Source organism: Bacillus sp. RC51 (assembly GCF_044908115.1).
GTDB classification, from domain to species: domain Bacteria; phylum Bacillota; class Bacilli; order Bacillales; family Bacillaceae_G; genus Bacillus_A; species Bacillus_A mycoides.
In genome coordinates this window covers 114,900-130,631 of the sequence record NZ_JBIYCW010000006.1, presented here as the reverse complement: position 1 = coordinate 130,631, position 15,732 = coordinate 114,900, and the positions used below count along the sequence as shown (strand labels likewise).

The following is a 15,732-nucleotide window of genomic DNA, read 5'->3' as shown; positions in this document are numbered from 1 at the left end:
TCCTGTCCTCTCTCTATATTAACATGACTAATAGAGAGAAGAAAAATAACGGTTTTTTTCTATCATATATAAACAGACTTACATTGGCATAAAGGGAAGTGACGAGAATAGCATAACTACTCTCGTCCAAAATTACTCCTTGGATGAAGGGGTTTTCATATATTATATTAACAGAGCTTTATTAATATTTAATTAAGCCATTGTTAATATATTGTAAATATCCTTCATCCTATTTTTCAGTAGCTGATTTTGGTAAAACAACTGTAAATGTTGTTCCTTCCCCAACCTCACTATCCACCGTAATCGTACCTTGGTGCGCTTCAACTAAATGTTTTACAATTGATAAACCAAGACCCGTTCCACCCGTATTTCTACTTCTTGCTTTATCCACTCGGTAAAAGCGTTCAAAAATACGTGGAATTTCCTCTTTACTAATACCAATTCCAGTATCAGATACTTTTATATAAGCATTATATTTATCTTCTGCCAATTCAACAGAAACAACGCCTCCAGCCGGTGTATATACAATCGCGTTATTAATTAAATTAATAAAGATTTGTTTCAAGCGGCCTGGATCTCCAATAACGGAAACTCGTTTCAATCCATTCACTTGTAAAGAGATTTCTTTTTCACCCGCTTTATTATCAAGCACCATGTGAATGTCTTCAAGAATCCCCTTCATATCAACCGTACCCATATTTAATCTAAACCCTTGCTGCTCGATTTTTGACAAATCTAATAAATCTTCAATTAATCCTTGCATGCGCTCACTTTCTTTTAAAATGATATGTAAGAAATGTTCGCAGAATTTTTTATTATCCATCGCTCCGTCCAAGAGTGTTTCTGAAAAACCTTTAATAGAAGTAATCGGTGTCTTTAGTTCATGAGAAACATTCGCTAAAAAGTCTTTTCTTATTTGTTCTAATTTCTTCAGCTCAGTAATGTCATGGAATACGAGAACAATCCCTTTCCACTCATGGTTCGTCCCAATAATTGGCGCTCCATATACTTCGAAATGCTTTCGCTCAATACTAAGTGGCAATAACATTTGTTTACGCACTTTCACTTCTGTCATAAAAATTTCTTCCACAAGCTCAATAATTTCCGTATGGTGAAATGATTCATAATATAAACGGTCTAAATATTCTTCATCTGTTACGTGGAAAGTCTCCTTATAAGAACGGTTTACAAGGTTTATATAACCACGGCTATCAATTAAAATCATTCCACTTCCCATATTTTCAATTAATGTGTGCAAACGATCTTGTTGCATTTCTTGTTCGAGTGTCATCTCTTGTAAATTACGAGCTAAAATATTAATTGCTTTACTCAGCATTCCTGTTTCATCCGAATGACTTTCATATGCACGCGCTTTATAATTACCCTTCGCTAATTCAATCGCAACTTTCGTAACTGATTCAATCGGCCTAATATATTGTCCTGTAATTTTGACACCTAGGAATACAACTACAAGACAAGCAATGACAAATCCGATAATTAATAATCCCCACGTTTTTTGGTGAACGTCCCTCAAAGTATCAATTGTACTTTTCACCAAAATGTATCCTTGTTTCCCTTCTACATCCTGGACGAACACAGCATGATAAAATTCATTCTTTTGATCTGTTTCTTTCGTAATGACTTTATTTTCTTTCTTTGCTGTTTCGGAAGAAAGTTCTTTAATCATCTCTTGACTAAATGCAGATGGTTGCCCTCCGCTATATTGAACTTTCTTTTTTTCATCAACAAATATAATAGAAGCTGGTATTTTTTCTTCTAACTTTTCAAATACATAAGGCTTTTTTAAAACAGCATCAAACCCCTGCTCTTCTGCTAATACCGCAACATACTGTGTCTCTTTTATCATTCTCTCTTTAGCATGATCTATATAGTAGTTTTCAAATACAGTTTCTAATAATACACCTAGTCCAACTAAAATAAAAACGATAAGAGAAACAAATGTAAAAAGAAGCCTGGAACGAAACTTATTCATCCACTTTTGGCTCCTCTAATTTATAACCTAAACCACGTATCGTTTTAATGTACGTCGGTTTTTTCGTATTTTGTTCAATTTTATCGCGCAAATGGCTAATATGGACATCAACAATTCTTGTATCACCGGCAAAATCATAATTCCATACAGCACTTAATAATTGGTCACGAGTTAATACACGACTTTTATTTTTCGCAAGATAAACAAGTAACTCAAATTCTTTCGGTGTTAATTCCAGTTTCCTTCCTTGGAAGTACGCTTCATAAAACTCCGGTAAAATTTTAAGCTCTGCAATTTTGATGCTCTCTTCATCTGGCGATTCTGAAACTTGTTCTTCCTGCTGTAATTTCGTACGGCGCAAAATCGCCTTCACACGAGCAACAACTTCCCTTGGACTAAATGGCTTCGTCATATAATCATCAGCCCCAAGCTCAAGACCTAGCACCTTATCAAATTCATCATCTTTTGCTGTTAACATTAAAATCGGCGTCATAATACGCTGCAATCGTAATTCTTTACAAACTTCCATACCATCCATTTTTGGAAGCATTAAATCTAATATAATTAAATCTGGGCGTTCTGTAGTCGCTTTTTGAAGCGCCATTTCTCCATCCATTGCTGTAATAACTTCAAACCCAGCTTGTTGTAAATTAAATTCAATTAAAGTTAAGATAAATTCCTCATCATCAACTACTAAAATACGATTGTTCATTCTTTTCCTCCAAGTTATAGACTTGAAACCTTCTTCATCCTAGTATTTTCCCCGTTATTCTCATCATACTAGAAAACAAGGTCTCCCTCAATATAATTGTCTATTCATGGAGCTCGTTTGTACTAGAGTTTCGGAAAATAAAAGCAATCGTAACTTCATTCCCTCTATCCGGTCGCTATCCAAACTTTATAGATGAATCTATCTTTTTTAAACTCTTCTTCCGTATGAACTATAAACTCTCGATTTTGCGCTAGGAAAAACGAAAGAGCATACGCTATTTTATAATCTGGTGTTTCATATCCATCAAATACTTTCCCGTACATTTCATTCGCGATTGAATCGGCCCATACTTCAGCTTCTCTTATCGTTTCAAAAATAATGTCTTCCCTCTCCCATTTCACAGTTATATCACCCTTTCCAAACAAAAAGTAGCGCTAGCATACCCTTAATAAGAATATGACTAACGCTACTTTTATATCATTCTAACTTTCATTTTTTAAAAGTTATCTAATGCTTTTTCCATAATGGAAACAGATTTAAAAGGTGGTGTTACTGTTAATGAACCTTTTACAACAGTTTCTCCTTTTTCATCATGAGCAAATACAAGCATATCAATTGTATGTTCCTCCTCTGAAACAGCCACAACTTCAAAGTGGATTTGTAACGTTTCATAATGGTGAACATGTTTCACGAACGTAAGGTCCTTCCTAGTAATATGACTACCTGGACCTGGTAAATATTTCGTAACCGCCGTTGTAATCAGTCCTGTTAGCATAATGCTTGGGACAATCGGCTTTTCATACGGAGTTTGGGATGCGTAATCATGCTGAATATATAATGGATTGGCATCATTCGTTAACCCTAAGTACAATAACAAATCTTTATCCTCAATTTTTTCAGTGATAGATAATTTCTCTCCTACTGTAATTTCATCCATTCTACGACCAATTTGAACTTTTTTCTTTAACATGTTACAACCCCCTCCGATTTTTTCACCTTATTATCCTACTAAAAGCGATACCTTATCCGAAATTTACTGTGATGAGGGCAATGTATAGTATAAGTCTATAGTTTCATTATAGGATACACCAAATGATAGCGTTTTCATATTATTTCAAAAAAACATTTCAATATATAGTAGAAAAAGATTCGGGGCCCCGAATCTTTTTCCACTTATATTTAATTTTAAACAAGAACTTTCATAACGTTACGTACAGATTCTACAGAGCGATCTAACGCTTCTTTCTCATCTGCAAGAAGTTCTAATTCAATAATTTTTTCAATTCCGTTACCACCTAGAATTACTGGTACCCCTAAGTAAAGGTCACTATAACCATATTCACCTTCAAGGTACGCAATAGCCGGTAATACACGGCGTTGATCTTTTAAGATTGCTTCTGTCATTTCAACTAAAGAAGCAGCTGGTGCGTAATATGCACTACCGTTTCCTAATAAGCCTACAATCTCACCGCCACCTTTACGTGTACGTTCTACGATTGCTTCTAAACGCTCTTTTGGAATTAATGTTTCTAACGGAATGCCACCTGCATAGGAATAGCGTACAAGAGGTACCATATCGTCACCATGTCCACCAAGAACAAATCCTGTAATGTCTTTCACAGAAAGGTTTAACTCTTGTGAAATAAATGTACGGAAACGAGCTGTATCTAATACGCCCGATTGACCGATAACGCGCTCTTTCGGGAATCCTGCTTCTTTAAATACAGAATATGTCATTGCATCAACTGGATTTGTTAATACAAGAATAATCGCATTTGGTGAATGTTTTGCAATGTCGCGCGTAATACTTTTCATAATTTTAGAGTTTGTTGCTACTAAGTCATCACGGCTCATACCAGGCTTACGCGCAATACCTGCTGTAATAACGACAACGTCAGAATCAGCAGTATCTGCGTAATCAGATGTACCAATAATGTTAGCATCAAAACCTTGTACTGGGCTCGCTTCTAACATATCTAACGCTTTCCCTTTTGTTGGATTTTCCAGCTGTGGAATGTCCACTAATACAACATCTGCAAGTTCTTTTTGTGCTAATAAGAATGCTGTTGTTGCTCCTGTAAATCCTGCACCGATGACTGAAACTTTCTTGCGTTTGATTGTCATAATTTACCCCCCGCTTTAATTATGCGTTTTTGATTATCGCTACATCCATGTTTTTAATAAGTTCATTAGCGAACTCAGAACATTTCACTTCTGTTGCACCTTCCATTAAGCGTGCGAAATCATAAGTTACTACTTTTGATTCAATTGTTTTCTCAACTGAATCAGTTACTAAATTCGCAGCTTCGTTCCATCCTAAGTGCTCTAATAATAATACACCAGAAAGAAGAACTGAAGATGGGTTTACTTTATCTAAACCTGCATATTTTGGAGCTGTACCATGTGTAGCTTCAAAGATAGCATGTCCAGTCACATAGTTAATGTTTGCACCAGGTGCAATACCAATTCCACCTACTTGTGCAGCAAGTGCATCAGAGATGTAGTCTCCGTTTAAGTTCATTGTTGCAACAACATCAAACTCACGTGGACGAGTTAAAATTTGTTGTAAGAAGATATCTGCAATAGAATCTTTTACGATAATTTTCCCAGCCACTTCTGCGTCTGCCATCGCTTTATTCGCTGCATCTTTTCCATCTTTTTCAACAATGCGATCATATTCAGCCCAAGTAAATACTTTGTCGCCGAATTCTTGTTCCGCTACTTCGTAACCCCAGTTTTTGAAAGCACCTTCTGTAAATTTCATAATGTTTCCTTTATGAACTAATGTAACAGAAGAGCGTTTTTCGTTAATTGCATATTGAATTGCAGCGCGAACAAGACGCTTTGTCCCTTCCTCTGAAATTGGTTTAATACCAATCCCTGATGTTTCTGGGAAGCGGATTTTATTAACACCCATTGCTTCTTTTAAGAAAGCAAGAACTTTTTCTGCTTCTGGAGAACCTTGTGCATATTCAATTCCAGCGTAAATGTCTTCTGTATTTTCACGGAAAATAACCATATCAGTATCTTCCGGACGTTTTACAGGTGAAGGAACACCTTCAAAATAACGAACTGGACGTAGACATACATATAAATCTAATTCTTGACGAAGCGCTACGTTTAGAGAACGAATACCACCGCCAACTGGAGTTGTAAGTGGACCTTTAATTGCGATTAAATATTCACGAATTAAATTTAAAGTCTCTTCTGGTAACCACTCGCCTGTTTGGTTGAATGCTTTTTCCCCTGCAAGCACTTCTTTCCAAACGATTTTCTTCTCACCATCATAAGCTTTTTCAACTGCTGCTTCTATTACGCGAGATGCTGCAGCCCAAATATCAGGACCAATTCCATCTCCTTCGATAAATGGAATAATCGGATTGTTTGGTACATTCATAACACCATTAGTTACAGTAATTTTTTCACCTGTTGTCAATGTGATAACCCCCATGTTTGAAATTTCATATGTATGAAACTGAGGGAATAACCCCTCAGTTCAAACCGTTAGTCAAATTTAAATATTCTAATCATTACATCTTCCCAAAAAAATCAGACTTTTGAAAGCGTATTTTCACTATCAAAATAGTGTTTTTCGCTTATCGTTGCGCTAGCGGAACGTACACTTGATGTGTCGGTCCATCATAATCAGCACGCGGACGGATTAAACGGTTGTTTTCATATTGTTCTAGAATATGAGCTAACCAGCCTGACATACGGCTAATTGCAAAGATAGGTGTAAATAAGTCATGGTCAATTCCTAAACAATGGTATACAGAAGCTGAATAGAAATCAACATTTGGTGGAAGACCTTTTTCTTTTGTTACAATGTCTTCAATTTTGATAGACATATTATACCATTTGTCTTCTCCTAAAAGCACGCATAATCTCTTAGACATTTCGCGTAAGTGTTTCGCGCGTGGATCACCATGCTCATATACGCGATGACCAAATCCCATAATTTTCACTTTATTTTGAAGAGCATTATGAATATATGATTCTACATTTTCTTCTTCGCCAATTTCAGTTAACATCTTCATTACATTTTCATTTGCCCCGCCGTGAAGAGGACCTTTTAATGCACCGATTGCTGCTGTAATACCAGAATACACATCTGAAAGTGTAGCTACGCAAACACGTGCAGTAAATGTAGAAGCGTTTAACTCATGATCGGCATGAAGTACAAGCGCCTTATCAAAAGCCTCAATTTCAACTTCATTTGGCTCACGATCATTTAACATGTACAAGAAGTTTGCAGCTAATGATAGATCTTTTCTTGGCTCAACAACATCTAAACCTTTGCGAATTCTTGCATAAGCCGCAATTAAAGTTCCGACTTGAGCCTGTAATTTAACCGCTTTCAAATAATTAGACTTTTCATCCATTATTTCAGCGCTCTCATCATATAATGATAGCATGGAAATCGCAGTTCGTAAAACCGACATTGGGTGCGCGATTTTTAAATCTACTTGTTTCAAATATGTTAAAATCTCACCTGGTACTTTATAGTATTCAGATACTGTTCCACTAAATTCCGCTAGTTCTTTTTCGTTAGGAAGCTTGCGGTGCCATAATAAGTACACTACTTCTTCGAACGTAGCATTCTCAGCTAAATCATCAATATTATACCCAACATAAGTTAATGTATCATCAATAATAGAGCTCACAGATGATGTTGTTGCTACTACCCCTTCTAAACCTCGAATAACAGTCATGACATTCTCTCCTTTTCCTGAAAATTCTCCCAACCTTGCTCCTTATATCTATTTGCTCCCCTTATAAATTATGAACGCTCGTTCACTCTTTAGGCAAGCAAAATGCACGTTCATGCAAATTTATTGCGATGTTCCCCTCTTATTGTCCATTGCTTACATGGAAAGCATGAGCGTGAATGTCTCCCCGAATCCTCACGCTCAGAACAACAAGTTAGTGAGGAAAATGAATTCCGAAGAGTTTATGATAAAAACAACATAAAACAATATCATTATAAAATTGTTTTATGTTGTTTTTATTTTATCTGGTGTAAATTCTCTGCTGTTATGTAACTTTTCAAAGTTTCTAATCCTATTATAAACAATTATCTGACTTTTGTGAACAGAAAGAATTCAAAAATTTTATATTACTATAAAATTCCTCATTTAAACATCTGTATAATACTCATAACTGCATAGGCAATTCCAGCCCCAATTAATGGACCTACAGCAACTCCATTAAATAAAGCTACAGCTATAATTGTCCCAAAAACAAGTGCGGTTGTAATATGTGGGTCCGTCGTCAATAATTGTACGCCGCCTTTCGCTAACAAAGCGACCGCCACACCTGAGGCTAAAGCAATCCATGCATAATACGATTTCGCTGCTTCTCCGAGTTGTTTAAAGCCTATTTCCCCTGTCGCAATCGGTACGAGCACCGCTATTGTAATGACTGTTACACCAAGGTTAATCCCTTTCGTTTGTAGATAAGGAAAGACTTTATCTCCTAAAAACGTAAACTTCAATAAAAATAACACTCCAACAGCTACAGTAAGCGATTGGTTTTTAGCAATTAGTCCTATAATAAGTAGTATGAATAAAAATAACGTTGACTGACTAATCATGATTACACTTCCTTTCTGAAAATAATGAACTCACTTCCAAACAAAAATACCTTTAAACCTATCGTTATACATGCTATATCGATGTATATGCAACAATAACCACTTCATTTTTTTCATATTTTAAAATGACAAACTGAAACTCTAACCATCAAAAATTTAAGCATGTATACATTTTTAAAAACGGTCGTCTCTCCTTTCTTTTCTATTAAGAAACAGGTAAAATAAAAAGAAGAGAAAATGAAGTTTTTACCATATAGTAGAAGCATCAACACCAAGCTTTTCCGGTCACTCATATACTGAAAAAGCAGGAAAAATCCATCATTCCACTATAACATAAAGTGAAACTTTGATCAGTGAATCTCACTAGTTATAAGTTGAACGAATTAGGATAATCCAAATTGGAATGGGAGGTATACATCTTTGAACCGAAACTTACTATATATGATATTACGACTCATATTTGTCATTGTAGCAACGGTAGTTGGGTTCTATGCATTGCTGTACATGTCAGGCCTTATCTACCCTTTTATTATCGCTTTTGCATTCGCTTATTTGATTAATCCTGTCGTCAATTTCCTTAATCAAAAACTACAATTCCCTCGCGCATTAGCGGTACTCGTTAGCTTAATTCTCGTATTCGGAGCTATCGTTGGACTTGTTACATACCTTGTAACTGAAGCAATATCTGCCACAACGTACTTACTACAAATTGTTACAGTAAAGTTTCCAGATATCGTTGCATTCGCCCAACAATTTGCACTTAACCATATTATGCCTCTCTATGATGATTTAATCTCTAAATTTAATCATCTCGGAGAACCACAGCGATACACTATTACACAAAACATTCAAAACTTAGGCACCGAAGCAACGACACAAATGAAAGAACTTTTAACCGCCATTATAAGTGGGTTAACAAATTTCATTAGTGCATTACCAACAACTTTAACTGTCCTTGTCTTCGTCTTATTAGCCACCTTCTTCATTAGTTACGATTGGCACCGTCTTGCTCATAAAGTAAGAAAACTTCTACCTAATCGTGTGCATGGATACGGAAAAACTATTTTTGTCGATTTAAGAAAAGCTTTGTTTGGTTTTGTTAAAGCGCAACTTACACTCGTATCTATGACAACTATCATTGTACTAATCGGCCTTTTAATATTACGCGTGCCATACGCAATTACTATCGCGATTATTACAGGGGTTGTAGATTTACTCCCGTATTTAGGAACTGGAGCCGTCTTCGTTCCTTGGGTTATATACGTATTTTTCACAGGCGATACTGCATTCGCCATCGGTCTTCTCATCCTATACATCGTCGTGATTGTCCAAAGACAAATCATGGAGCCAAAAGTACTTTCATCTAATATTGGACTAGATCCATTAGCGACACTCATCGCTCTATTTGTCGGCTTTAAGCTCTTTGGTTTTTTAGGATTAATCATCGGTCCAGTCATATTAGTACTACTTAATACATTACACAAAGCTCATGTATTCCACGACTTATGGAAATTCATTAAGGGTTCACCATCAAAATAATATTTCCTAATTCATACACAATAAAAAATCAACTGTAATCAGTGGGAAATTCCCACTGATTATTCACTGTACTTTTTTTGTACTACCTACATCTATAAGAGAATTTCCTAAAAAAGGATAATCCTCTTATTTTTTTGCATGGAAACGCATATTTTAGGGGAAAAATACATTTTTATTCTATATATTTCATAATTATTACTTACATTTATTACTTTTTATGTAAATGAATAAATATACAAAATAAGGCAGGTGAACCCTTTAATCAGTAATTTTTCTTCTCCTGTCTAACTTCTGCTCACTAGTCGAATCTTATTACAAGCAAAAAACATCATCCTAATGTAACACTTTTCATTCACAAGAACCCTCTGCATCCTATCGCTTAATAACTAACAAAAATCCAACCCGAGCAGGAAGCTAACAATTGACTATAAATAGCAAATAAAAAAATAACGCGTAGATCGCTATAATCTACGCGTTATTTCTGAACAATAATAGTAGTTCTCTTTCTAAATTTCCAATCAATCCACTTCATAACAGCCGGCTTCAATAAAGCCCTCGTTATAGGAACAACAAAGATAAAACCTATTATATCCGTCACATATCCAGGCAGTACTAAAAGAATACCTCCTACGAATATAAAAATACCATCTAGAACCGCATCACCCGGCATTTCTCCTCTATTTAACCTAAATTGAATCTCTCTAAGTACTTTAAACCCTTGTCGTTTCGCCAAATATACACCCACAATACCCGTAAATACAATCATAGCGAACGTAGACCATAAACCTATTACATGACTCGACCCTATTAACACCGTAATCTCAATCGCCGGCACTAAAATAAGTAAGAACAGTAACCACTTCATAGCTCGCACTCCTTCACATTTCATTTAAAAGGTTTGAAAGTATCACCCTTGCAAAACCCCTTATAAGCCCCTTAAAACGCCCATACAAGCTTCATAAAGGACAAATAACCCTCTTCCACTAAACGTTATAATAAACGTTTTTCAAAGCGATTTCAGGTATTTAAAGCTATCTCTATCCTTTTTTGTGTAAAAAAAAGAGAAGGACTCCGATCCTTCTCTCCGTATTACTTCTTATAGCACTTCCGCATGTCCATTATAAACAATTCCGCGTGCTGCATCAACTGTTACTTCTTGGCCATTTTTTAAAGTTGTTGTTACGCCGTTTACACCAACGATAACAGGAATACCGATTGATACACCTACAACAGCTGCATGGCTTGTTAGACCGCCTTCTTCTACAACTAGAGCAGCAGCTTTTTCAATTGCAGGAATCATATCTTTATCTGTGCTTGTTGTAACAAGGATATCACCTTTGTTTACGTTCGCTACAGCTTCAGCAGCTGTTTTCGCTACAACTACTTTACCTTTTGCAGATTTACGACCGATCCCTTGCCCTTTAGCAACTTTTTCACCAACAACGTGGATTTTCATTAAGTTTGTTGTACCAGTTTCAGCAACTGGAACACCAGCAGTGATTACTACAGTATCTCCAAGTCCGATTAGACCCGCATCCATACCTGTTTGAATTGCTGTATCTAACATTTCGTCAGTAGAAGCTGCACGTTTCTCAGACATAAATGCTTGAACACCCCAAACAAGTGCAAGACGACGTCCTACTTGCTCGTCAGATGTTACAGCTACGATTGGAGATTTCGGACGGTATTTAGAGATCATTTTCGCAGTATGTCCACTTTCTGTTGGAGCTACGATTGCAGCTACATCAAGAGCAAGTGCTGTATGCGCAACAGATTGGCTAATTGCATCTGTAATTGTTGGAGTGAACTCTTTAATACGTTTTTTGAACATATCTTCGTATTGTAATGATTTTTCAACACGTACTGCAATGTTCGCCATCATTGTTACTGATTCTACTGGGTATTGACCCGCTGCAGTTTCACCAGAAAGCATGATTGCATCTGTGCCATCGAAGATTGCGTTTGCTACGTCACTTGCTTCCGCACGAGTTGGACGTGGGTTACGTTGCATAGAATCTAACATTTGTGTTGCAGTAATAACTGGTTTGCCTAATACGTTACATTTTTTGATTAGACGTTTTTGTACTAACGGTACTTCTTCTGGTGGAATTTCTACACCCATATCACCACGAGCAACCATTAAACCGTCAGAAACTTCTAAGATTGAATCGATGTTGTCGATACCTTCTTGGTTTTCGATTTTCGGTATAATTTGGATGTATTGAGCGTTATGCCCTTCTAATAATTCACGAATTTCTAATACGTCAGATGCTTTACGTACGAAAGATGCTGCGATGAAATCAACTTTTTGCTCGATACCGAAAACGATATCTTGCACGTCTTTTTCAGTGATACCAGGAAGCTTAATGCTTACGTTTGGTACGTTAACACCTTTTTTATTTTTTACAGTTCCGCTGTTTAATACTTTTGTACGGATGTTTCCGTCAGCTTTCTCGATTACTTCTAGTTCGATAAGACCGTCATCGATTAGAATACGAGAACCTGGATCAACATCATCATAAAGACCAGCATAAGATACAGAGAACTTCTCTGCAGTTCCTAATACTTGTTCAGTAGAAAGAATTACTTCTGCACCTGTTACAAGCTCAGCTTGTCCGTCTACGAAGTCATGTGTACGGATTTCTGGACCTTTTGTATCAAGTAAGATACCAACTGTTTTACCAGTTTTCTTTGAAGCTTCACGAATATTTTTAATACGAGCTCCATGCTCTTCATGGCTACCATGAGAGAAGTTTAAACGAGCAACGTTCATACCCGCTTCCATTAATTGCTCTAATTTCTCAATACTTTCACTAGCAGGACCTATAGTACATACAATTTTAGTTTTACGCATATTGCACCTCCGAAAATTATGAAACCGTTCCCAAATACATGGCATTAAGCCGATTAGATAGATAATTCTTTAGATAATTGATACATATCTTTATCGATTGTATGCTTTTGAGCTAACGCTTCGATAATGTCATGATCAACAAGTTTATTATTTTGAATACCAACACAACGTCCGCCATTACCAGCAATTAATAATTCAACTGCTCTTGCGCCAAGACGACTAGCTAATACACGGTCTTGTGCACTTGGTGATCCACCACGTTGTACGTGACCTAATACAGTTACACGAGTATCAAAGCTTGTTGCTTCTTCAATGTGCTTACCGATGTCAATTGCACTTCCAACACCTTCAGCTACAACGATAATACTGTGCTTTTTACCACGTTCACTACCGCGTTTTAGACGAGCGATAACATCATCCATGTCATACTTCTCTTCTGGAATTAAGATAGTTTCTGCACCATCAGCTAAACCAGCCCATAATGCGATATCTCCAGCGTGACGTCCCATTACTTCGATAACATATGTACGTTCATGAGATGTAGCTGTATCACGGATTTTATCAATTGCATCAATAACAGTATTTAAAGCTGTATCGAAACCAATTGTGAAGTCTGTTCCAGGGATATCATTGTCGATTGTACCTGGTACACCTACACATGGGAATCCTTGCTCAGTTAATTTTTTTGCGCCTTGGTACGAACCATCTCCACCAATAACGACAAGTCCTTCAATACCATGTTTCTTTAATTGCTCGATTCCTTTTAGTCGTACTTCTGGGTCTTTAAACTCAGGACATCTTGCTGTATATAATTTTGTACCACCACGGTGGATAATATCGCCAACAGAACCAAGTTCTAATTTTTCAATATGACCAGAAATTAAACCAGCGTATCCATGGTAAATACCATATACTTCAATATCATGGAAAATCGCTTTACGAACAACTGCACGAATGGCAGCATTCATACCAGGTGAATCTCCACCACTTGTTAATACACCAATACGTTTCATTTGTACTCACCTCATAAAGATTATTTGCCTTATAATAAAATAACACGAAAAAATACAAAAACACAATGGAGAAGATGTGTCTTTTCATAATAAAAACGTGCATTCGCGAAGAGGAACGCACGCTTTTCTTATTTTATCCCAATGGAAGCGTTTGAAAACGAAACTTGCCCAATTTTCATATATTTTTCATAACGTTTTTCGATTAATTCATCTTTCGAAATTCCGCTTAATTGTTCAAAAGTTTTCTTAAGCATTAAATCTATATTTTCTGATTGTTTCAAAACATTACGATGTGCTCCGCCTTTTGCCTCTGGAATAATTTCGTCAATTACACCTAATTCTTTCAAATCTAATGCTGTAATTTTCATCGCTTCTGCAGCTTCTTTTGCTTTACCAGCATCTTTCCAAAGAATCGCCGCCGCACCCTCTGGTGTAATAACAGAATAAGTGGAATTTTCCAGCATATGAATGTAATCTCCTACTCCAAGACCTAACGCACCACCACTACCACCTTCACCGATAACGATACAAATAACAGGTACAGTTAAACCCGCCATTTCAAATAAATTACGGGCAATTGCCTCACTTTGTCCACGTTCTTCAGCTGCTTTACCAGGATAAGCTCCCTTCGTATCGATGAAACAAATAATGGGACGATTAAACTTTTCCGCTTGTTTCATTAGACGCAGTGCTTTTCGATATCCTTCTGGATGAGGCATCCCAAAATTACGACGAATATTTTCTTTCGTATCTTTTCCGCGTTGGTGCCCAATTACAGTTACGGGCATCCCCTTATATTTCGCAATGCCGCCGACAATCGCTGCATCGTCGCCAAATAGGCGATCTCCATGACATTCAAAAAAATTAGTAAATAAGTGCTCAATATAATCGAGCGTTGTCGGTCGTTCTGCATGACGAGCAATTTGAACACGGTCCCATACTTTCATATTGCCGTATATATCTTCCTCTAGTTTTTCTAGCTTGTCTTCCAAAATACGAATCTCCTCACTGAAGTCCATCTGGCTGTTTTTCGTATAGTCTTTCAGTTCACGAATCTTATTTCTTAGCTCAACAACTGGTTTTTCAAATTCTAGCTCTGCCATACAGCCATTTCCCCCCCTTGATGAACTTCTAAAATCTTACGGAGCGATTCTCTCATATCATCACGATGCACCACCGCATCTAATTGACCGTGCTCTAGTAAAAATTCTGCCGTTTGGAAATCTTCCGGCAGTTTCTCACGCACTGTTTGTTCAATTACGCGTCTACCAGCAAATCCGATAAGTGCACCTGGCTCTGCAAGATTGTAATCACCAAGTGAAGCGAAACTCGCTGAAACCCCGCCCGTCGTTGGGTGAGTCATAACAGAAATAAATAACCCTCCTGCATTACTATGCTTTTTCAAAGCTACGCTTGTTTTTGCCATTTGCATTAAACTTAATATCCCTTCTTGCATACGAGCACCACCCGAAGCAGTAAAGATAATAAATGGAACTTGTAAGTCGTATGCCTTTTCAACCGCACGGGCAATTTTCTCTCCTACAACAGAGCCCATGCTGCCCATTCGAAAACGAGAATCCATTACTGCAACAACAACAAGCATGTCATCAATTGTTCCTTCACCAGTTACAACCGCTTCATTCAATTTAGTCTTCTTACGATCGTTTTCTAGTTTCTCTTCATATCCCGGAAACTCAAGTGGATTTAGTGAAACCATCTCTTTGTCATACTCACGAAATGAACCTTCGTCCAATATACTATCAAGGCGTTCCCATGCATTCATCGGATGATGATATCCACAATTCACGCATACTTTTAAATTTTTAAGAAGCTCTTTCGTATACATGATTTTTTTACATTTCGGACATTTTGTCATAACGCCATCTGGTACATCTTTTCGTACTTGTTCTGAAGGTATTGCAGCGTACTTTTTCTTTTTCACGAATAAATCTCTTAGCACAATTTGACCCCCTTCATTGAGAGCTAAGGTTAGCGTAAGAAGAAAATGGGGCTAACACCAATGTTTGA

The 15,732-nt window shown here is 36.9% G+C and carries 14 protein-coding genes; 1 reads left to right on the top strand and 13 read right to left on the bottom strand.

What is annotated here, in order from left to right:
- Positions 1–229 precede the first annotated feature (229 nt).
- From phoR to ABH959_RS14565, 8 genes are all read right to left on the bottom strand, one after another.
- Positions 230–1,993 carry a sensory box histidine kinase PhoR gene (phoR, locus tag ABH959_RS14600; RefSeq protein ID WP_002088930.1) on the bottom strand — a complete coding sequence of 588 codons (1,764 nt, stop codon included), beginning with the start codon at positions 1,991–1,993 and terminating at the stop codon, positions 230–232.
- On the bottom strand, positions 1,986–2,705 hold the full coding sequence (phoP, locus tag ABH959_RS14595; RefSeq protein WP_002015484.1) for a two-component system response regulator PhoP: 720 nt from the start codon (positions 2,703–2,705) through the stop codon (positions 1,986–1,988). The genes phoR and phoP overlap by 8 nt, the downstream gene beginning before the upstream one ends.
- Before the next feature lie 164 nt (positions 2,706–2,869).
- Positions 2,870–3,106 carry a hypothetical protein gene (locus ABH959_RS14590; protein ID WP_012261807.1) on the bottom strand — a complete coding sequence of 79 codons (237 nt, stop codon included), beginning with the start codon at positions 3,104–3,106 and terminating at the stop codon, positions 2,870–2,872.
- Between the two features lie 95 nt (positions 3,107–3,201).
- Positions 3,202–3,675, bottom strand: a complete 474-nt coding sequence (locus tag ABH959_RS14585; RefSeq protein WP_002015489.1) for a MaoC/PaaZ C-terminal domain-containing protein — start codon at positions 3,673–3,675, stop codon at positions 3,202–3,204.
- A gap of 215 nt (positions 3,676–3,890) precedes the next feature.
- On the bottom strand, positions 3,891–4,829 hold the full coding sequence (gene mdh / locus ABH959_RS14580) for a malate dehydrogenase (RefSeq protein ID WP_002034284.1): 939 nt from the start codon (positions 4,827–4,829) through the stop codon (positions 3,891–3,893).
- 19 nt (positions 4,830–4,848) lie between these two features.
- Positions 4,849–6,141 carry an NADP-dependent isocitrate dehydrogenase gene (gene icd, locus ABH959_RS14575; RefSeq protein WP_002088934.1) on the bottom strand — a complete coding sequence of 431 codons (1,293 nt, stop codon included), beginning with the start codon at positions 6,139–6,141 and terminating at the stop codon, positions 4,849–4,851.
- A gap of 160 nt (positions 6,142–6,301) precedes the next feature.
- Positions 6,302–7,450, bottom strand: a complete 1,149-nt coding sequence (citZ, locus tag ABH959_RS14570) for a citrate synthase (RefSeq protein ID WP_113935715.1) — start codon at positions 7,448–7,450, stop codon at positions 6,302–6,304.
- Positions 7,451–7,836: 386 nt separating this feature from the next.
- Entirely contained in the window at positions 7,837–8,298 is a 462-nt protein-coding gene (locus ABH959_RS14565; protein WP_002112200.1) for a DUF441 domain-containing protein, read from the bottom strand.
- Positions 8,299–8,718: 420 nt separating this feature from the next.
- On the opposite strand from ABH959_RS14565, the gene ytvI reads away from it, so the two are divergent.
- Positions 8,719–9,837 (top strand): sporulation integral membrane protein YtvI, encoded by a 1,119-nt coding sequence (gene ytvI / locus ABH959_RS14560; RefSeq protein WP_002088938.1) that lies wholly within the window; start codon positions 8,719–8,721, stop codon positions 9,835–9,837.
- 475 nt (positions 9,838–10,312) lie between these two features.
- Here the strand turns inward: ytvI and ABH959_RS14555 are convergent, their stop codons facing one another.
- The 5 genes from ABH959_RS14555 to accD form a co-directional block, all read right to left on the bottom strand.
- Positions 10,313–10,702, bottom strand: coding sequence for an FxsA family protein (locus tag ABH959_RS14555; protein WP_002088939.1), 390 nt, complete (start codon positions 10,700–10,702; stop codon positions 10,313–10,315).
- Between the two features lie 231 nt (positions 10,703–10,933).
- Positions 10,934–12,691, bottom strand: coding sequence for a pyruvate kinase (gene pyk, locus ABH959_RS14550; protein WP_002088940.1), 1,758 nt, complete (start codon positions 12,689–12,691; stop codon positions 10,934–10,936).
- 53 nt (positions 12,692–12,744) lie between these two features.
- Positions 12,745–13,704, bottom strand: coding sequence for a 6-phosphofructokinase (gene pfkA / locus ABH959_RS14545; protein ID WP_000821164.1), 960 nt, complete (start codon positions 13,702–13,704; stop codon positions 12,745–12,747).
- A 128-nt stretch (positions 13,705–13,832) separates the two neighbouring features.
- Entirely contained in the window at positions 13,833–14,807 is a 975-nt protein-coding gene (gene accA, locus ABH959_RS14540; protein ID WP_000818787.1) for an acetyl-CoA carboxylase carboxyl transferase subunit alpha, read from the bottom strand.
- Positions 14,795–15,664 carry an acetyl-CoA carboxylase, carboxyltransferase subunit beta gene (accD, locus tag ABH959_RS14535; RefSeq protein WP_002015500.1) on the bottom strand — a complete coding sequence of 290 codons (870 nt, stop codon included), beginning with the start codon at positions 15,662–15,664 and terminating at the stop codon, positions 14,795–14,797. The genes accA and accD overlap by 13 nt, the downstream gene beginning before the upstream one ends.
- Positions 15,665–15,732: the final 68 nt, after the last annotated feature.